17 protein-coding genes are annotated in these 18,440 nt (G+C 59.9%); 13 read left to right on the plus strand and 4 right to left on the minus strand.

Going from position 1 to position 18,440, the window contains the following annotated elements; all coding sequences use genetic code 11:
* The first annotated feature begins 189 nt into the window (after positions 1-189).
* The 8 genes from F451_RS0113900 (at position 190) to F451_RS0113935 (ending at position 9,155) form a co-directional block, all read left to right on the plus strand.
* Positions 190-2,400, plus strand: a complete 2,211-nt coding sequence (locus tag F451_RS0113900) for a primosomal protein N' (protein ID WP_020681989.1) — start codon at positions 190-192, stop codon at positions 2,398-2,400.
* A 252-nt stretch (positions 2,401-2,652) separates the two neighbouring features.
* Positions 2,653-4,413 carry an arginine--tRNA ligase gene (gene argS, locus F451_RS0113905; RefSeq protein WP_020681990.1) on the plus strand — a complete coding sequence of 587 codons (1,761 nt, stop codon included), beginning with the start codon at positions 2,653-2,655 and terminating at the stop codon, positions 4,411-4,413.
* A 4-nt stretch (positions 4,414-4,417) separates the two neighbouring features.
* A complete protein-coding gene (locus F451_RS26755) occupies positions 4,418-5,062 on the plus strand; it encodes an SPOR domain-containing protein (RefSeq protein ID WP_020681991.1) in 645 nt (214 codons plus the stop codon).
* A gap of 244 nt (positions 5,063-5,306) precedes the next feature.
* Positions 5,307-5,837 carry an ATP-dependent protease subunit HslV gene (hslV, locus tag F451_RS0113915; RefSeq protein ID WP_020681992.1) on the plus strand — a complete coding sequence of 177 codons (531 nt, stop codon included), beginning with the start codon at positions 5,307-5,309 and terminating at the stop codon, positions 5,835-5,837.
* A gap of 22 nt (positions 5,838-5,859) precedes the next feature.
* Complete coding sequence (hslU, locus tag F451_RS0113920; protein WP_020681993.1) at positions 5,860-7,191, plus strand: ATP-dependent protease ATPase subunit HslU; 1,332 nt, start codon at positions 5,860-5,862, stop codon at positions 7,189-7,191.
* 81 nt (positions 7,192-7,272) lie between these two features.
* Positions 7,273-7,650 carry a gamma-butyrobetaine hydroxylase family protein gene (locus tag F451_RS0113925; protein WP_020681994.1) on the plus strand — a complete coding sequence of 126 codons (378 nt, stop codon included), beginning with the start codon at positions 7,273-7,275 and terminating at the stop codon, positions 7,648-7,650.
* Between the two features lie 102 nt (positions 7,651-7,752).
* Positions 7,753-8,511 (plus strand): bifunctional demethylmenaquinone methyltransferase/2-methoxy-6-polyprenyl-1,4-benzoquinol methylase UbiE, encoded by a 759-nt coding sequence (gene ubiE / locus F451_RS0113930; protein ID WP_020681995.1) that lies wholly within the window; start codon positions 7,753-7,755, stop codon positions 8,509-8,511.
* Positions 8,512-8,522: 11 nt separating this feature from the next.
* Complete coding sequence (locus F451_RS0113935) at positions 8,523-9,155, plus strand: ubiquinone biosynthesis accessory factor UbiJ (protein WP_020681996.1); 633 nt, start codon at positions 8,523-8,525, stop codon at positions 9,153-9,155.
* Positions 9,156-9,227: 72 nt separating this feature from the next.
* Here F451_RS0113935 and F451_RS0113940 read toward each other — a convergent pair whose 3' ends face one another.
* Complete coding sequence (locus tag F451_RS0113940) at positions 9,228-9,641, minus strand: CopD family protein (protein ID WP_020681997.1); 414 nt, start codon at positions 9,639-9,641, stop codon at positions 9,228-9,230.
* Positions 9,642-9,784: 143 nt separating this feature from the next.
* On the opposite strand from F451_RS0113940, the gene F451_RS0113945 reads away from it, so the two are divergent.
* Together F451_RS0113945 and F451_RS25585 are read left to right on the plus strand one after the other, a co-directional pair.
* Positions 9,785-10,618, plus strand: coding sequence for a pirin family protein (locus tag F451_RS0113945; protein ID WP_020681998.1), 834 nt, complete (start codon positions 9,785-9,787; stop codon positions 10,616-10,618).
* Positions 10,619-10,755: 137 nt separating this feature from the next.
* Positions 10,756-12,633, plus strand: coding sequence for a di-heme-cytochrome C peroxidase (locus F451_RS25585; RefSeq protein WP_020681999.1), 1,878 nt, complete (start codon positions 10,756-10,758; stop codon positions 12,631-12,633).
* A 100-nt stretch (positions 12,634-12,733) separates the two neighbouring features.
* On the opposite strand, the gene F451_RS0113955 is transcribed toward F451_RS25585, so the two are convergent.
* The 3 genes from F451_RS0113955 to F451_RS0113965 all read right to left on the minus strand — a co-directional run bounded on the left by F451_RS0113955 (position 12,734) and on the right by F451_RS0113965 (position 15,554).
* Positions 12,734-13,477 (minus strand): SDR family NAD(P)-dependent oxidoreductase, encoded by a 744-nt coding sequence (locus F451_RS0113955; protein ID WP_026291767.1) that lies wholly within the window; start codon positions 13,475-13,477, stop codon positions 12,734-12,736.
* Positions 13,478-13,587: 110 nt separating this feature from the next.
* Complete coding sequence (locus F451_RS0113960; RefSeq protein WP_020682001.1) at positions 13,588-14,250, minus strand: fumarylacetoacetate hydrolase family protein; 663 nt, start codon at positions 14,248-14,250, stop codon at positions 13,588-13,590.
* Positions 14,251-14,360: 110 nt separating this feature from the next.
* Positions 14,361-15,554, minus strand: a complete 1,194-nt coding sequence (locus F451_RS0113965) for an MFS transporter (protein ID WP_020682002.1) — start codon at positions 15,552-15,554, stop codon at positions 14,361-14,363.
* Between the two features lie 98 nt (positions 15,555-15,652).
* Here F451_RS0113965 and F451_RS0113970 point away from each other — a divergent pair, with 98 nt between their 5' ends.
* The 3 genes from F451_RS0113970 to serA all read left to right on the plus strand — a co-directional run bounded on the left by F451_RS0113970 (position 15,653) and on the right by serA (position 18,369).
* Positions 15,653-16,549, plus strand: a complete 897-nt coding sequence (locus tag F451_RS0113970) for a LysR family transcriptional regulator (protein WP_020682003.1) — start codon at positions 15,653-15,655, stop codon at positions 16,547-16,549.
* Between the two features lie 100 nt (positions 16,550-16,649).
* Complete coding sequence (ppnP, locus tag F451_RS0113975) at positions 16,650-16,931, plus strand: pyrimidine/purine nucleoside phosphorylase (protein WP_020682004.1); 282 nt, start codon at positions 16,650-16,652, stop codon at positions 16,929-16,931.
* A gap of 205 nt (positions 16,932-17,136) precedes the next feature.
* Entirely contained in the window at positions 17,137-18,369 is a 1,233-nt protein-coding gene (gene serA / locus F451_RS0113980; RefSeq protein ID WP_020682005.1) for a phosphoglycerate dehydrogenase, read from the plus strand.
* Positions 18,370-18,440: the final 71 nt, after the last annotated feature.

Here is an 18,440-nt window from a genome sequence, read left to right on the forward strand (position 1 = left end):
GTGCCGCCACCCGATCAGCATTTTTGTCGGGCACCGCACTTTCGTTCTATAGATAATGCCACGGATCTTAGACCGCAACCAGGCGCGGGATTATACGCGCAGGCTGTACACGCCGCAAGCAGCTATCCCCCTTCAATCGTATTCGAATTGCGCCTAAACTAAGCTGCTCCCGGAGCCAGCATCGACGCCATGACAATCCTTCGCATTGCCCTGCCCACACCTCTGCGTCGCCTGTTTGACTATTTACCCCCGACCAGCGGGCTGGACGCGACGCCCTGCATTGGCGTACGCGTTCGCGTATCTTTCGGCCGACGCGAACTCACCGGCATCCTGATAGAGGTCGCACAGACATCGGATCTGCCGCCGGCAAAATTAAAGCCCGTACTGGAAATTCTTGACCAGACCCCTCCGCTACCCCTCCACCTGCTGGAGCTGGCCTGCTGGGCAGCGGACTACTACCAGCACCCTATTGGCGATGCCCTGCACCAGGCTTTGCCGGTTCTGTTGCGCAAGGGCGAGAGCGACCAGCCCAGCCCGCAACTGCGCTGGCATGTTGTGGCCGGTACGGTCGCCGAGGACATTGCGCCACGCGCCAGAAAGCAGCGCGCCCTGCTGGAACTGCTGCTGGAGCACCCCGAAGGTCTGGACTCCCAGGCCATCCGCAGCGCCGGCTACAGCAGTGTCCAGCAAAAGCCCCTGACCGACAAGGGGCTGATTGAACAGCGCGAAGCACGTTCGGACGCCAGCCCTCCCGTCACCGACGGCACAACGCTGTTGCGCCAGCCCGTGCTGCCGCTGAACGACGAACAGCAACAGGCGCTGGACACCATATTCCACAACGAGGGCTTCAACCCGGTACTGCTGCAAGGCATCACCGGTTCAGGCAAGACCGAGGTCTACCTGCAAGCCATCGAACGCATACTGCGCAACGGCAGCCAGGCCCTGGTGCTGGTACCGGAAATCGGCCTGACACCCCAGACGGTGAGTCGCTTTCGCTCCCGTTTCGGGGTTGATGTACAGGTACTGCATTCCAACATGACCGACCGACAGCGTCTTGACGCCTGGCTGCAGGCCCGATCGGGACAGGCCCGAGTGGTGATCGGCACTCGCTCGGCATTGTTCACGCCACTACAGTCACCCGGCATCATTATCGTCGACGAAGAGCATGACACCTCGTTCAAGCAACAGGATGGCTTTCGTTACTCGGCGCGCGATCTTGCAGTCATGCGTGCCCGGGCCGAAAATGTCCCGCTGGTACTGGGCACGGCCACGCCGTCCCTCGAAAGCCTGCACAATGCACACTCCGGGCGCTATCGGCATGTGCGTCTTACAACACGCGCCGGCAATGCCCGTCCGCCGCGGTTTGAGCTGTATGACATTCGGCAGCAGCCTCTCAACAGCGGGCTGTCCGCTGAAGTCCTGCGCCGTATCGGCACCGAACTGCATCAGGGCAACCAGGTGCTGCTGTTCCTCAACCGGCGCGGTTTTTCGCCGGCACTGATGTGCCACCAGTGCGGCACCGTGATCGAATGCGACCGTTGCGACGCACGCATGACGCTGCACCGCACGCCGCCTCATCTGCACTGCCATCACTGCGATCATCAGCGGCCTGTACCGAGCCGCTGCCCGTCCTGCCACACCAGCGACTTCAAGCCCCAGGGCGCCGGCACCGAACGCACCGAAGCCGTATTACAGCAGCTGTTTCCAGATACCGATGTTATCCGGGTCGATCGCGACAGCACGCAGCGGCGCAACGCCATGCAGGACATCATGGACCGTGTTCACGATGGCCGTCCCTGCATCCTGGTGGGCACACAGATGCTTGCCAAGGGACATCATTTTCCCGCCGTGACGCTGGTTGTGATTCTGGATGCCGATGCAGGCCTGTTCAGCGCCGACTTTCGCGGCATGGAGCGCACCGCCCAGCTGATTCTGCAGGTGGCAGGCAGAGCCGGACGGGCCGAGCGCCCGGGACAGGTCTTGATGCAGACCCACCATGCAGATCACCCCACCCTGACGCAACTGGTCAGCCAGGGCTATGAGGCCTTCGCCACGGCGGAACTGGCGCTGCGGCGCAGCAGCGGTCTGCCACCTTTTATCTACCATGCGCTGCTGCGAGCCGAGGCCAATCGACGCGGGCGGGCCGAAGCCTTTTTGAGCACGCTGTGCACCGAACTCGCATCCAGCGGACTGAACCTGCCCGGCGTCGAGTGGCTCGGTCCCTTCCCGGCCGCCATGGAAAAACGCGCCGGATTTTTCCGTGCCCAGCTATTGCTGCAAAGCCAGGACCGCCGGGCCCTGCAACAGGTGCTGAGCATTATCACCCCCATGCTCGAACAATCTCCGCTGGCACGGCAGGTGCGCTGGAGCCTGGACGTAGACCCCGTAGACAGTCACTGAACCCCAGCTGGCGCACAGCCCGGGCATTGCAGCCCCGCCCGGCACAGCCCCTTAATCCTGGGCATACCAGAATCCTGCGCCCGGTTTTCAAGGGCGACAGGCACAAGGCAAAGGAACCTGTTTGCTTCTCGGTTTTTGAGCGCGAAAAAAATTGACCGCAGAGTCTGATTCCATGCCCCTTAACAAGAGAGCGCCAACAGGCGATAATGCGCGGTCGATTTTTATCCAATCCGAACCGGTAACTCACGTCTGATGAAACAACATATTGCGGATCTGATCGATTCTGCGCTCGCCACACTGATTGCAAACGGCACCCTGCCCGCCGATATCCAGACCAATGTCATGGTGGAAAACACCCGTGATAAAACTCACGGCGACTTTGCCTCCAACATTGCCCTGACGCTGGCCAAGCCTGCCCGACGAAATCCGCGAGAGCTGGCCCAGGCGATCCTTGATGCACTGCCCGCCTCGGCGCAGCTTGCAAAGACCGAAATAGCCGGCCCCGGGTTCATTAACTTCTACATGAAAGCCGATGTTGCCAACCGCGTCATTGAGGACATCCTCAACGCCGGTCACGACTACGGCCGCCAGCCCGCCAACAGCGCAGGGCGCGTACAGGTCGAGTTCGTCTCAGCCAACCCCACCGGCCCACTGCACGTTGGCCATGGCCGGGGCGCAGCCTATGGCGCAACCGTAGCCGACCTGCTTGAAGCCGCCGGCGTACAGGTGGAGCGTGAATATTACGTCAACGACGCCGGGCGACAGATGAATATCCTCGCCACCAGCGTCTGGCTGCGCTACCTGGAAAACTGCGGCGAGACGATCCCGTTCCCGAGCAACGGTTACAAGGGCGACTACATCCATAACATCGCCGCCGATTTGCGCGCGCGCCTGGGCGATACACTGCATCACAGCAGTGCCATCGTGTTCAGCGACATTCCCACTGACGAACCCGCCGGCGGCGACAAGGAGCTGCACATCGACGCCCTGATCGAACGCTGCCGCGCACTGCTGGGCGACGAGGGCTACGAGCAGGTGTTCAGCGCCGGCCTGGACTCCATTCTGAGCGATATTCGCGATGACCTGGGCGGCTTTGGCGTGCAGTACCAGCAATGGTTCAGCGAGCGCTCCCTGACGCACACCGGCGACGTCGACAGCGCCCTGAACAAGCTGCAGGAAAAAGGCTTCCTGTTTGAAGAAGAGGGAAATCTCTGGTTCCGCTCCACCGCGTTCGGTGACGACAAGGACCGCGTTGTACGTCGCGCCAATGGCCAGACGACCTACTTTGCCTCCGACATCGCCTACCACATGAACAAGTTCGAACGCGGCTTCGACAAGGTGATCAACATCTGGGGTGCCGACCACCACGGCTACATCACCCGCGTCAAGGCGGCACTGGAAGCCATGGGATACGACCCCGAGCGACTGGTGGTACGACTGGTGCAGTTCGCCATTCTGTACCGCGGCCAGGAGCGTGTTCAGATGTCGACCCGTTCCGGCTCGTTCGTCACGCTGCGTGAACTGCGTGAAGAAGTGGGCAACGATGCCTGCCGCTTCTTCTATGTCACGCGCAAGTCAGAACAGCACATGGACTTCGACCTTGAACTGGCCAAGTCCGAATCCAAGGACAACCCCATTTACTACATTCAGTATGCGCATGCCCGCGTCTGTTCGGTACTGCGCAAACTGGATGAAGCCGGCTGGTCCTGGGAGCAGGCAGAAGGGCTCACGCATCTGGGGCTGCTGGATACCGAGCACGAAAAGGACCTGATCACCAAGCTGGGCAAATACCCGGAAATCCTGCAGAGTTCGGCGCTCAACTACGAACCCCATGTGCTGGCCAACTACCTTCGCGAGCTGGCCAACGACTTCCATTCGTATTACAACGCCCACAAGATGCTGATCGACGATGCCAATCTGCGCAATGCCCGCGTGACTTTAAGCACCGCGGTACGCCAGATTCTGGCCAACGGTCTGCAGCTGCTGGGCGTATCGGCACCGGAACAGATGTAACCCCATGGCTTCACGCAAGGACTTTGCCCAGAAGAACAACCGCAGTGGCGGGGCCAGCCGCAGTCGCAGCAGCGCGCCGCCCAGGCCTGCGCCGCGGCAGAAAAAAAGCCCCTGGCCGCTGGCGCTGGTCTCTATAGCAGCCATCGGCGGCCTGGCCTATGGCCTGATACAGCTGAACGGCTTCCAGTCGGCGGCCGTTCCCTTGCAAACCGCGCCCGCCACCAAGGCGCCGGTCGCGGTGAAGCCGGATAAGACACCGGTGCCGGGCACTGCCGTGAAAGACGTTACGGTCAACAGCAGCGAACAGCCACCTGAACCGCAGGCACGTTTCGACTTCTACGAAATGCTGCCCAAGAGTGAGGTGCAGGCGCCCACGGTGGAAGCCTACAAGTCGACACCTCGTACGGCCAAGCTTGAGCAGAGCTACCTGCTGCAGGCCGGTTCCTTCCGCAGTCCCGCCGATGCAGAGCGCATGCGGGCCCAACTGCTGCTGGCCGGTCTTCCCAATGTCCGCACCAGCAAAAGCGAAGGCAGTAACGGTACCTGGTACCGGGTGCGCACCGGGCCTTTTGATAACCGCGCAGCGATCAACAAGGCACAGGCCAAGATGGCCAAGCTGAATATCTACGCCCTGGAAATCAAGCAATAACGCCCAGGGGCTCTGTGCCAAGTGCACAGCTGCCCCCTGGTTTCCCGCTTAGCCCCCGCCGACTCGGCTCCTGGCCCTACTCGAACAGGCAACGCCTCAGCCCTTTTTTGCAATGCCCGCCGCCGCGCTCCGGCCCTGGTGTCTTTCTTGCTGTCATTGGCGAGCAGGTATTATTTGTCCGCTACGCTTGAATTTCACGGCTGCGGCACCATCTTTGCGGGATAGGCTTACTCAGGAGCAACACATGACAACGATCGTATCCGTGCGTCGCGGCGACAAGGTAGTAGTCGGTGGCGACGGCCAGGTATCGCTGGGCAACACCGTAATGAAAGGCACGGCCAGAAAAGTCAGCCTGTTGCCCAAGCATCAGGTCATCACCGGCTTTGCCGGCTCAACCGCCGATGCCATCACCCTGCGCGACCTGTTCGAACAGCAACTGGACAAGCATCAGGGCAATATCGTGACGGCGGTCACTAACCTCGCGCGCGAATGGCGCAGCAACCGCACCCTGCAAAAACTCGAAGCGCTGATGCTGGTAGCCAACAAGGAACGCACCTTCCTGATCTCCGGCAGCGGCGACATCATCGACCCCGAAGACGGCGTTATCGCCATCGGCTCCGGCGGCAACTTTGCCCTCGCCGCTGCCCGCGCCCTGGTCGACAATACCGAACTCCAAGCCCGTGACATCGTTGAGAAAAGCCTGCAGATTGCCGCCGATATCTGTGTCTTTACCAATGGCAACCTGACCATCGAAGAACTGAATTCACAGGCCTGACGGGCGAGCAGAGGAACCAGACATGTCCAACATGACACCGCGTGAAATCGTCCACGAGCTGGACCGCCATATCGTTGGCCAGGATGCCGCCAAGCGCTCCGTCGCCGTGGCGCTGCGCAACCGCTGGCGCCGCATGCAGCTAAATGAAGAGCTGCGGGCCGAAGTATCGCCCAAAAATATTCTGATGATCGGCCCCACCGGGGTCGGCAAGACCGAGATCGCCCGCCGCCTGGCCAAACTGGCCAATGCGCCCTTTATCAAGGTGGAAGCCACCAAGTTCACCGAAGTGGGCTACGTCGGACGCGATGTGGAAACCATCGTGCGCGACCTGGTCGACATGGCCATCAAGATGGTGCGCGAACAGGAAATGGACAAGGTGCGGTTTCGCGCCGAGGAAGCCGCCGAAGAGCGCATTCTCGATGCCCTGCTGCCGCCGGCCCGCTCCAGCGATAACGAACCTCAGCCCAGCAAGACCGACAGCGCCACACGACAGATATTTCGCAAGAAGCTGCGCGAGCATCAGCTGGACGACAAGGAGATCGAACTGGATATCGCCCAGCCCAAGGTCGGCGTCGAAATCATGTCACCACCCGGCATGGAAGAAATGACCAGCCAGCTGCAAAACATGTTTGCCAACTTCGGCGGCGACCGCAAACAGTCTCGCCGACTGCCGGTGAAAGAGGCCTTCAAACTGCTGGTGGATGAAGAAGCCGCCAAGATGGTGAAGGAAGAAGACATCAAACAGACCGCCGTTGAGCTGGTGGAACAGAACGGCATCGTATTCCTGGACGAGATCGACAAGGTCTGCAAACGCTCCGACACCACCGGCGGCGATGTTTCCCGCGAAGGTGTGCAACGCGATTTGCTGCCGCTGATCGAGGGCTGCACCGTGAGCACCAAGCACGGCATGGTCAAGACCGATCACATCCTCTTCATCGCCTCGGGCGCCTTCCACCTGGCCCGTCCGTCCGACCTGATTCCGGAGCTGCAGGGCCGCCTGCCGATCCGCGTCGAGCTTAATGCCCTGACGCCGGATGATTTCCGCCGTATTCTCACCGAGCCCAACGCCAGCATCACCGAGCAGTACCGTGAGCTGATGAAGACCGAAGGTGTAGACATCGAATTCAGCGACGACGCCATTGCCCGCATCGCAGAGCTGGCGTTCAAGGTTAACGAGCAGACTGAAAACATCGGCGCCCGTCGCCTGCACACCATGATGGAGCGGCTCCTCGAGGAGCTGTCGTTCACCGCTTCGGATCTCGGCGGCGAAAAGCTGCTGATCGATGCGGCCTACGTAGACAACTATCTGGCGGAACTGAGCCAGGATCAGGATCTGAGCCACTACATTCTCTGACCCAGCCGCAGCGCCTGCCAGGCGCTGCGGCCACATTTTCAGCGGCGGGCCTTGGCCCGCCTCAACACCATAGGTTGTGCGATGAACGAAGTACCGCTTCCCTCCGATATCCGCTTACATCTCAAGTCGCGCACCCTGGAACTGGTATATCCGGATGGCAGCTTCGAACTGACAGCCGAATACCTGCGTGTTCATTCCCCCTCGGCTGAAGTGCGCGGCCACGGCATTGGCCAGGGCGTGCTGCAAACCGGCAAGAAGCTGGTGGGCATCAAGCAGGTCGTGCCGGCCGGCAACTATGCGCTCAAGATCGTGTTTGACGACGGTCACGACAGCGGCCTCTATACCTGGGAATACCTCTACGACCTGGCCCACGATTACGACCGCTACTGGAATGAGTACCTGCGCCAGCTCGAAGCCGCCGGCGCCTCCCGTGACGGCGGGCTTATCGCCAGGGGTTGATACTCTGGGCGCGCATCTTTGCGCTGCACCGAAGACAGACAAGCCCCCGGGCGGCGCGTTACAATGCCCACAGATTCCGCAAAGGCTTAGTGAACTGTGACCATGAGCGACCACAAGCAAGACAACACCACGGATTTCGGTTACCAGCAGGTGCCGGTCGAAGACAAAGCCAAACGCGTGGCCGATGTATTTCACTCGGTCGCCACCAAGTACGACATCATGAACGACCTGATGTCCGGTGGCGTACACAGGCTGTGGAAGCGCCTGACCATTGAACAGAGCGGCGTGCGCCGTGGTCACCGGGTACTGGACATCGCCGGCGGCACGGGCGATCTCACGCTGCGTTTCTCCCGCCTGGTCGGGCCAGAGGGCAAGGTTGTACTGGCGGATATCAACGACTCGATGCTCAAAGTCGGGCGTGACAAGCTGCTGGATCGCGGTGCGGCCGGCAATATCGAGTTCGTCCAGGCCAACGCAGAATGCCTGCCCTTTCCCGATAACTACTTCGATGTCATAACCATCGCCTTCGGCCTGCGCAATGTCACCGACAAGGATGCCGCGCTGCGCTCCATGGCCCGGGTACTGAAGCCTGGCGGCAAGGTCATGGTGCTGGAGTTTTCCAAGACCGATAACCCGGCGCTGACTAAGCTGTACGACTTCTACTCCTTTAACATCCTGCCCAAGATGGGGCAGGCCATTGCCGGCGATGCCGAAAGCTATCGCTACCTCGCCGAGTCCATTCGCATGCATCCTGATCAGGAAACACTCAAGAGCATGATGCAGGCTGCCGGGCTGGTAAATTGCAAGTACCAGAACATGACCGGCGGTGTCGTTGCGCTGCACACCGGTATCAAGCCCTGAGGCGATACAGCATGCCTGTGAACATGTTCAATGCCACCCTGATGACACTGCTGGAACAGAGCCTCAACCGCCTGCTCAGTCGCGACCCGGTCACGCTGCGGGCGCTGGGCCGGCTCGACGGCCGCGTTATCGCACTGGAGATCAGCTCGCCGGTGCCCATGAAGCTTTTTCTGATACCCAACAACGAAGGCCTGCAACTGCAGCAGCACTATGGCGACGAGCCCGATGCCAGCATCGCCGGCAGTGCCAGCGCCCTGTTGCGTCTGGTGAGCAGCGAGGACAAGGCCGCGGCCCTGTTCGGCAAGGGTGTGACGATCAGCGGCGACAGCGTGCTGGCCAATCGCCTGCAGGCCATACTGGCCGACTCCGATATTGACTGGGAAGGCCTGCTGGCTGATCAGATCGGTGATTTGGCGGCCCACCAGGCTGCCAACTTTGTACGCCAGCAGCGCAGCTACTGGCGACAGACCGGCAGCAGCCTGAGCCATAATCTGGGTGAATACCTGCAGGAAGAGGCACTGCTGTTGCCACCCAGGGCAGAACTGGAAGGCTTTATGGCCGATGTGGATACCCTGCGCCAGCGCAGCGACCGCCTCGAGGCACGACTGCAACGCCTGCTAAACCGGCTCCACCCGGAGGACTGAGCGCCACCCTTTCGTGCGATAACGCCCTGCCACCGAAAACATGTCACCGCACGCGATCGCAATACTCATGGCTCAGAACGGCTTGACCACCACCAGAATCAGGATGGGAATAAAAATCAGCAGCGGCAGCTCGTTGAAAAGCCGGAAATAACGCCCGCTTTGAACCAGGGTCCCGCTGGCCATACGCTTGAGGTAGACCCTGCACCAGGCGTGGTACCCGATCAGCAACGCCACGAACAGCAGCTTGGCATGCAGCCAGCCGCCGCTGAAGCCATACCCCAGCCAAAGCCAGAGCCCCAGAGCCAGGGTAAACACCGCCATCACGGTCATGAAACCGTACAACTTGCGTGCCATGATCTGTAACCGTGTCACATCCTGCCCCGCGGCACGCCCCTCGACAAAATGCACAAAGATGCGCGGCAGATAGAAAATCCCCGCCATCCAGCTGGTCATCGCCAGAATATGAAAGGTTTTGACCCACAACATAGTGCTCTCCCCAATCGAGTGAGCTCCATGATACGAAAAAGCATGCGGAAAAACTGAAGGGTTCGGACAAATATTTCCGCTATTGGCCCTGGCCGTCTCCCTTTAAGATGTCAGCATGAACCCTTAACCGACAGGAGCCCCTCATGACCCTACGCACGCTTGAACGCCGTGCTCGCGCCATGCCCACCTCGGACGGTGCAGGCGTACGCCTGAACCGCGTCATCGGTACGCCGAACCTGCGCAACCTGGATCCGTTCCTGATGCTGGACGAATTCAAGTCCGACAGCGCCGACGACTATATCGCCGGTTTCCCTTCCCACCCGCATCGCGGTTTTGAAACCGTCACCTACATGCTGGCAGGCCGCATGGAGCACCGCGATCACCTGAACAACGTCGGCCTGCTGCAATCCGGCGGCGCCCAGTGGATGACGGCCGGTCGCGGCATTATCCACTCCGAAATGCCACAGCAGGAAGAAGGGCTGATGTGGGGTTTCCAGCTGTGGATAAACCTGCCGGCGGCCGAGAAAATGAATCCAGCGCGCTATCAGGATCTGCTGCCGGAAGATATTGCGGAGGTCACTGATGAACAGGGCATCTTGCGCCGGGTGATTGCCGGTGATTCGCTGGGCGTTGTCGGGCCGGTCAATGGCATCGGCGTCGATCCATTGATGGTGGATATCCGTATGCCCGGCGGCGGCAGCCTGACCCACCCGGTCAAGGCCGGTCACCGGGCCTTTGTCTATGTCTATCGCGGCCAGATTCAGCTGGGCGACAAGACACTGAACGCCGGCGAGCTGGGAGTGCTGAGTGATGGCGACGCGGTGGCACTGCAGGCGCACAAAGACAGCGCCCTGATGCTGCTGGCGGCCCGCCCCATCGGCGAACCCATCGTGCAATACGGACCGTTCGTGATGAACAGCCAGGAAGAAATCGAGCAGGCCCTGCGTGATTATCGCGATAATCGTCTAACAGACTAAACACACTCTCGAGCCTTGGCAGGGACGCCAGTTAGGCTACACTACCATGCTAATAAAACGCTTGTTTTAGCCGTAACGTTAGCCATGGAACCGGGCCGCGAAGCGATGGGCCAGATTCCACAACAGAGGGATCTGTGATGCCTGCCCTGCGAATAGCGCTCGTCTGTTCTACCATTCTGTTCGGCGCCTGTAGCGCCCTGCCCCCCTTTGAGCCTGTTGATCGTGTCGTCTGGCTGGATCAGGGCCCGTCCTGGGACAGCAACAGCCGCGACTGGTACCACCACGCCAGCCAGGGTACATCGACACTGCCGATTCCGTTTGAATGGTTCATGGCACTGGAACAACCCGGCTTCAGCCCCTTTGGCGAAGGCAAGCTCGTGTCCGACCCTGGCTATCTGAGCCGGGTGGGCTTTATTCAAAGTGACGTCAGCCGCTTTAATCAGAGCGGGCTCCCGGTAGGCTTCGCCGTCGATTACGGTGTCACGAGCCCCGTGGACGGACGGCAGTACAACGCCATCGGGTTTACCTGCGCCGCCTGCCATACCGGCCAGATGACTTACCAGGGCACCTCCATCCGCTATGATGGCGGCCCGGCCATGACCGATATCACCCGGCTCACCAATGTGTTGTTCCTGGCCATGTTCGAGAACAACTACAGCACGCTGCGCTTCAACCGGTTTGCCGCCCGCGTGCTCGGGGACAAGAACACCGCCGCCAATCGTACTCAGCTCAAAAAAGACTTCGCCAAAACCCTGATGGGGTTGATTGATCAGCAACTGGCCACCATCGAGTCCCAGCAACAACAGGTGATACTGCGCGACATAAACGCCGGCACCGAAAGCCACACCCTCAAAGACATCGCCAAGACAATTAAAGCCAACCTCAAGAACGTGGAAGGTTTTACTCGACTCGACGCCCTCAACCGTATCGGCAACCAGGTTTTTGCCCTGGACGCCAACCGGCCGCAGAATTTTGTGCCGGTAAACGCGCCGGTCAACTACCCCCATATCTGGACCTCATCCTGGTTTGAATGGGTACAGTACGACGGCTCCATCATGCAACCCATGGTACGCAACGCCGGCGAAGCCCTGGGCGTTGCCGCGTTAGTCAATCTGGAGGAAGGCCCGACGCGTTTCTCATCCACCGTGAGGGTCAAAACACTGCACCGCATCGAGCAGCAGCTGGCCGGCAAGACAGCACCGTTTGAGGCCCAGGCCTTTAGCGGCCTGCGCGCGCCAAAGTGGCCGCAAGACATACTGCCGGCGATCGATATGGATCTTGCAAGCGAAGGCGCCGAGCTCTACGGGCAGCTCTGTCAGGGCTGCCACCTGCCACCGGTGCAGTCAGCCGAATTCTGGAGCGAACGTTACTGGCCGAGAATAAACAGCGCCGGCGAGCGGCTGCTGCGCCTCAAGATAATTCCACTGGAGGAAATCGGCACAGACCCCATGCAATCGAAAGTGCTGGCCGAACGCACCGTGGATACCCAGGGCCTGGGGATCGATACCGAGGTTTACCAGGGTCAGAACTGCACCCCGCTGCAGGTGACTGAAGCGCCGGATGCCTCATTCGCCTTTTCTCTCGGCGCCCTGGTACAGGAAACCACCGACTACTGGTATCGCCAGCACGGTATCGGCGCTGCGGAACAGGAACAGCTCAACGGCAACAGGCCCAACTGCCTGCAGGCTGCGGCCGGCTACAAGGCTCGCCCGCTGAACGGCATCTGGGCGACCGCGCCCTTTCTGCACAATGGTTCGGTGCCCAACCTCTATGCGCTGCTCTCCCCCGTCGCTGAACGCCCAGCCACCTTCTCGCTGGGACAGCGCGAATTCGACCCGGTCAAGGTCGGCTATCTGAGCCAGCCCAATGCCAGCGTTTCCCAGGTCGATACCCGTCAGCCTGGCAACCTCAATACCGGCCATGAGTTTAATGACGGTACCGCCGCCGGCAGAATCGGCCCCTACCTGAACGACGAGCAGCGTTTTGCACTGATCGAGTATCTGAAAACACTTTAAGGGCATTCTTCGAGCAAATAAAAATACACGGCATAAAAAAGGCGCCCGCATCCGCGGGCGCCTTTTCTATAACGTCAACGAGCACGCATGAAGGCGAAATCTACCAAGGTACCTCGCTGCCATCCCAACTCAGGAAGCGGCCACTTGGCCCATTGCGGGCATCGTCCAGCACTTTCAACAACTGGCGTACTGAACGCTCCACCGTAAAGAGCTTTTCTGGTGCGACCCGCTTGCTGAAGGGTTCCGACAGGTCGGTGGAGGTTGTGCCCGGGTGCAGACACAGCAGTTGCATATGCGGAAAGCGCCGGGTCATCTCGATGGACGCGGTTTTCATCAGCATGTTCAGCGCCGCCTTGGACGCCCGGTAGCTGTACCAGCCCCCCAGGTGATTCTCGCTGATACTGCCTACCCGCGCGGAAATAACCGCGAACTGGCTGGCGGTATGCTGTACCAGCAACGGATATACATGCTTTAGCAGCAAGAGCGGGCCCAGCGCATTCACCGTCATGGAGCGCTGCAACCAGTCGCCCGACAGCTGGGCCAGGCTTTTCTCCGGCAGGTTGTCGCCTTCATGCAGCAGGCCGGCACAACAGAGCGCCAGCTCCAGCGGCTCATCAAGATGCTGTTCCAGTATGCCCGCCGCCTCGACAATACTCGACTCCTCTGCCAGATCAAGCTGTAACAGATGCAGCTGGCCGGGAAAGGCGGCGGTCAGCGCATTCAGTGTGCCGGCACCGGCGAAGTCCCGGTAACTGGCGTAGACATTCCAGTCGCGCTGCAACAGCGCCCGGACGAATCCCTGCCCGATTCCTCGAGTAGCCCCAACCACCAACGCTGTCGCCATAGCAAATACCCCAGGGTACGAAATCACGGCGAAGGCTGATATTTTTTGCCGCACCGCTCCTTCAGTCTACACGCAGGAAAGCGACCTCGCCGCCTTGCGACCTAAAGGCATCAAAGTACGGCGCTGGTCACCTGCAACAGGCCCACCAGCTCCACCTCAAGCTGGTCACCGGACTCGATCGGCCCCACACCGGCGGGCGTGCCGGTCAGCACCACATCGCCTGGCTCCAGCGTAAAGTACTGCGAGATATAGCTGAGCAGCGCCAGGACAGGATTAAGCATAAAGCGGCTGTTGCCGTCCTGACGGGTTTCGCCGTTGACGCGCAATCGGATCTGCACATCCTGCAAACTGCTGACACGATCCGGCATCACAAAATCCGACAACGGACAGGCGCCGTCAAACCCCTTGGCCTTCTCCCACGGATGGCCCTGACGCTTGAGTTCATCCTGCACATCACGCAGCGTCAGGTCCAGCGCAAGGCCGATACCGGCAATCGCCTGCGCGGCCTCAGCCTCGCTCGCCTTGCTCAAGCGGCGGCCGATCAGAACCGACATCTCGGTCTCAAAATGCACCCGCCCCTGACCTACCGGAATGGCGAAGGGCTCGGCCATCGGCACCACCGAGGTGGCGGGCTTGATAAACAGCATCGGTACCGTGGGAATCGGGTTATTCAGCTCGGCTGCATGATCGGCATAATTGCGCCCGACACAGACAACCTTGCCCAGCGGCAGCCCTGCTGCCGTGCCATCAATAAATCGGTGCTGGTATTTCATTGCCACTCCCTTGAGTTAACCCCTGAATCGACGCACCGGCCATCACTTCGACCGGCACGCCAAGCATAACGCCGGTCTGCGGGGCTAGCCAGTGCCACACCAGCAACGCCTCAGGCCAGTACCATGCGCCGCTGCTCGGCACGCAGCAACAGAAAACTTATCCACAGCGTGAGACCGAACATCGCCAGGGAGCCTGCAACCACTCCGGACCAGCCGTAAGCATGCCAGAAAGGCGCCAGGTAAAAGCCACCACAGCTGGCGCCCAGGTAGTAGAACAGCAGATACAGCGACGATGCGCTGGCCCGCGCCTGTTCGGCATGGCGGCTCACCCAGCTACTGGCCGTCGAATGGGCGAAGAAAAAGCCAAAGCTGTTGATCAGAAAGCCCACCACGATGGCCAGCAACGACGGTATCAGGGTAACGAGCGAACCAAGCATCAGTAACAGGATGCCGATCATCAGGCACACCGGCTGAGAAAGGCGCTGCGCCACCCGGCCCGACAGTGCCGAGCCGACGGTGCCGCTGAGGTAGGTCAGGAACAGCATGCCAAGAAATTTCGCCGACAGCCCATAGGGCTCATCCGCCAGCATGAAGGTGGCATAACTGTACTGGTTGATGAAGATAAAGAAATTCAGCCCGCCCACAAGGTAAGCCCCCAGCAACAGCGGGTTGCGCAAGTGTCCCAGCAAATCCTGCAGCATAATGCGCGGTCGCAGCGCCCTCGGGCTGAAGCCGCTGGACGCCGGCAACAGCCAGACCACCAGCGCGAGCAGCACCAGGCTGACGCAAGCCATCGCAAGAAAAGCCTCGGGCCAGCCATAGCTGTCACCGACAAAGCCGCCAACCAGGCGCCCGCCGACGCCCCCCAGCGTATTGCCGCTGATGTAGAAACCCACCGCCAGCAGCAATGCCTTGCGGTCGAACTCGTCGCCCATATAGGCAATTGCGATTGCCGGCAGGCCGCCAAGAAACAGCCCCTGCAGGGCCCGCAGCGCCAGTAGCATGGCATAGCTATCGGCCTGGGACAGCGCCAGCGTCGTCACGACGACACCGCCCATGCTCAGCAGGATAATGCCGCGACGTCCCAGCGCATCGGACAACGGACCATAAAACAGCAACGACAGCCCCAGGGTCAGGGTTGTCACGGTAAAGCTCCAGCCGGCCTGCAGTGGCGAAATACCAAAGGAGTCGGCAATCATCGGCAACAGCGGCTGGGTAACGTAGACATTGGCAAAGATCATCACCGATCCCAGACAAAGTGCCAGAGTCGCCCGCCAGAACGCCTTGCTGCCCGCTTCAATCATGCTCATGCCCCCCGTCAGTAACAGGCTGCAGCATAACGCTGCCATTGGCATCATAAAAATATATAGTTGTTATCAGATAAATAAAGAGTGCTTATGCAATGGACATCAAACCGCTGCGCTATTTCGTTGAAGTGGCCCGCCACGCCAGCTTTACCCGGGCAGCCGAAGTATTGCATGTTGCCCAGCCTGCCGTGAGCATGGCCATTCGCAAGCTGGAAGGCGAGCTGCAGCTGACCCTGTTTCATCGCCATGACCGCAAGGTCACATTAACCGATGAGGGCCAGCGACTGCTGGGACATGCTAAACGCATTCTGCAGACCGTGGATGACGCCCAGCTCGAAATGCAGGAGCTGCGCGGCCTGACCCGGGGCGAAGTGCGCGTGGGCATTCCCGGTATGCTGGGGTCCTATTATTTTCCGCCCATCCTGATGGCATTTCGACACCAGCATCCCAATATCAGGCTGTCGGTGGTTGAGGCGGGCACCGGCCGACTTCAGGACATGCTGCAGGAAGGCCTGCTGGATCTGGCGATCATCGTCGCGGATGACGTGCCGGAGACGCTGGAGGCCAGCCTGTTCCTGCGTCAGCAGATGATGGTGATCGTGCCGCAGGATCACGCTCTGGCGCAGCAGCCCCATATCAGCTACGAGGCCTTTTTCGACGAAGAGCTCGTGTTGTTCCAGCAAGGCTATTTCCATCGCAAGGCAGTTGACCTGATCGCCCGGCGCTGCCAGCGCACACCCAACATCGGCTTTGAAACCAACCTGTTGCCGCTGATCAAATCAATCGTCAAGCAGGGCTTCGGTATCTCGACGCTGCTGGCCATGGTCCTGCGCGATGACCCTGAGCTGGTGGCGGTGCCGTTCGAGGAACCGGTCTGGCTCGACCTGTCGATAGCCTGGCGGCGCCAGGGCTACCAGTCACGCGCCAACCGGGAATTTGTGGACTTCGTACTGGCCCATTCAACGGCAGACCATGCAAAGCCTCGAAGCTGAGTCTGCAGCCGCATATAGCCAAGTTGCGCGCCTGGCACTATGATGCTGGCTTTTCAACTTTTCCAATGCCCTTTTCGGCATCCAATACAGAGGATCCAGCATGTTCCACGTTAATGAATACTTTGAAGGCAAGGTAACATCCATCGGTTTCGAAAACGCCGAAGGCCGTGCCACCGTTGGCGTAATGGCCATTGGCGAGTATGAATTCGGCACCAGCGAGAAAGAACGCATGGTCGTGATCAGCGGCGAACTGATCGTCAAACTGCCGGGCAGCGACGAATTTGCCAGCTACCCCGCCGGCACCGAGTTCAACATCGATGCCAAACAGAAATTCCAGCTGAAGGTCGAGCAGGACACCGCCTACCTCTGCTTCTATGGCTGATAACCACCACCGGCCAATCCTGGCCAGTGGATGCGACAGGCGGTGCTGCATGCAAGCAGCGCCTGCCTGAGTGCAGATTTGCTCATCTTAAGTTGAATATATTTCCAGCGTTTAGCGCTCACGCCTCAAACTCATTCATGTAACTTTGTGCTACGATAGCTGCCCTGAAATACCCGCCCGCTAACCATTTAACGAGTCGTACAGTATGAGCAAGAGCACTTCTCTGGAAAAAAGCAAGATCAAGATTTTGCTACTGGAAGGCGTCCACCAGTCGGCGGTCGATACCCTGAATGCACAAGGTTACACCAGCATAGAATACGTCACCGGGTCCCTGCCGGAAGATGACCTGATCGAAAAGATCAAGGACGTACACTTCATCGGTATTCGGTCGCGTACACAGCTGACCGAGAAGATCCTGGACGCAGCAGAGAAACTGATTGCCGTTGGCTGCTTCTGTATCGGCACCAATCAGGTTGACCTCAAGGCTGCCACCGAACGCGGCATCGTGGTCTTCAACGCGCCCTACTCCAACACCCGCTCCGTGGCTGAACTGGTATTGGCCGAAGCCATTATCCTGCTGCGCGGCGTGGCGGAGAAAAACGCCAAGGCACACCGCGGCGTCTGGCAGAAAACAGCCACCAAGTCGTACGAGATCCGCGGCAAAAAGCTCGGCATCGTCGGCTACGGCAGCATCGGTTCGCAGCTTAGCATACTGGCCGAATCCCTCGGGATGATCGTGTATTTTTACGATGTCGTCACCAAGCTGCCGCTGGGCAATGCCACTCAGCTCGCCTCACTGAACGAACTGCTGGCCACCTGTGATGTGATCTCGCTGCACGTCCCCGAAACCCGCTCAACCAAGGACATGATGGGTACGGCGCAGTTTGAGAAGATCAAGCAGGACGCGATCTTTATCAACGCCGCCCGCGGCACCGTGGTCGATATTGACGCCCTGTGCGGCGCGCTGGAAAGCGGCCGCGTGCTGGGCGCCGCCGTGGATGTATTCCCGGTTGAACCGCGCAGCAACAACGACGAATTCATTTCGCCGCTGCGGGCATTCGACAATGTCATCCTGACGCCGCACGTCGGTGGCTCCACCATGGAAGCACAGGAAAACATCGGCTACGAAGTGGCGGAAAAACTGGCGAAATACAGCGACAACGGCTCGACCATCACCTCCGTCAACTTCCCGGAAGTGGCCCTGCCTGCGCACGCCAATGTACACCGCCTGCTGCACGTACACCGCAACATCCCAGGCATCCTCAGCAAGATCAACACCGTGTTCTCCGAGAACAACGTCAACATCTCGGGTCAGTACCTGCAGACCAACGACAAGGTGGGTTATGTCGTGGTGGATGTGGACGCCGACTACTCGGAAATGGCGCTCGAGAAGATTCTCGAAATCGAAGGCACCATCCGCGCACGTCGTCTGTTCTGATACTGCGTTAAACACTGCGGACCCGAACAGGTGGCAGTGAACCCGACCGCTGATCGTCAGATCAGCGGTCG

It is taken from the genome of Marinobacterium rhizophilum DSM 18822, from assembly GCF_000378045.1.
Classification (GTDB): domain Bacteria; phylum Pseudomonadota; class Gammaproteobacteria; order Pseudomonadales; family Balneatricaceae; genus Marinobacterium_A; species Marinobacterium_A rhizophilum.

Bases quoted from the DNA above. Each gene is read 5' to 3' on its own strand.
- F451_RS0113900 (WP_020681989.1), top strand. From the start codon at position 190: ATGACAATCCTTCGCATTGCCCTGCCCACACCTCTGCGTCGCCTGTTT.
- argS (WP_020681990.1), top strand. From the start codon at position 2,653: ATGAAACAACATATTGCGGATCTGATCGATTCTGCGCTCGCCACACTG.
- F451_RS26755 (WP_020681991.1), top strand. From the start codon at position 4,418: ATGGCTTCACGCAAGGACTTTGCCCAGAAGAACAACCGCAGTGGCGGG.
- hslV (WP_020681992.1), top strand. From the start codon at position 5,307: ATGACAACGATCGTATCCGTGCGTCGCGGCGACAAGGTAGTAGTCGGT.
- hslU (WP_020681993.1), top strand. From the start codon at position 5,860: ATGTCCAACATGACACCGCGTGAAATCGTCCACGAGCTGGACCGCCAT.
- F451_RS0113925 (WP_020681994.1), top strand. From the start codon at position 7,273: ATGAACGAAGTACCGCTTCCCTCCGATATCCGCTTACATCTCAAGTCG.
- ubiE (WP_020681995.1), top strand. From the start codon at position 7,753: ATGAGCGACCACAAGCAAGACAACACCACGGATTTCGGTTACCAGCAG.
- F451_RS0113935 (WP_020681996.1), top strand. From the start codon at position 8,523: ATGCCTGTGAACATGTTCAATGCCACCCTGATGACACTGCTGGAACAG.
- F451_RS0113940 (WP_020681997.1), bottom strand. From the start codon at position 9,641: ATGTTGTGGGTCAAAACCTTTCATATTCTGGCGATGACCAGCTGGATG.
- F451_RS0113945 (WP_020681998.1), top strand. From the start codon at position 9,785: ATGACCCTACGCACGCTTGAACGCCGTGCTCGCGCCATGCCCACCTCG.
- F451_RS25585 (WP_020681999.1), top strand. From the start codon at position 10,756: ATGCCTGCCCTGCGAATAGCGCTCGTCTGTTCTACCATTCTGTTCGGC.
- F451_RS0113955 (WP_026291767.1), bottom strand. From the start codon at position 13,477: ATGGCGACAGCGTTGGTGGTTGGGGCTACTCGAGGAATCGGGCAGGGA.
- F451_RS0113960 (WP_020682001.1), bottom strand. From the start codon at position 14,250: ATGAAATACCAGCACCGATTTATTGATGGCACGGCAGCAGGGCTGCCG.
- F451_RS0113965 (WP_020682002.1), bottom strand. From the start codon at position 15,554: ATGATTGAAGCGGGCAGCAAGGCGTTCTGGCGGGCGACTCTGGCACTT.
- F451_RS0113970 (WP_020682003.1), top strand. From the start codon at position 15,653: ATGGACATCAAACCGCTGCGCTATTTCGTTGAAGTGGCCCGCCACGCC.
- ppnP (WP_020682004.1), top strand. From the start codon at position 16,650: ATGTTCCACGTTAATGAATACTTTGAAGGCAAGGTAACATCCATCGGT.
- serA (WP_020682005.1), top strand. From the start codon at position 17,137: ATGAGCAAGAGCACTTCTCTGGAAAAAAGCAAGATCAAGATTTTGCTA.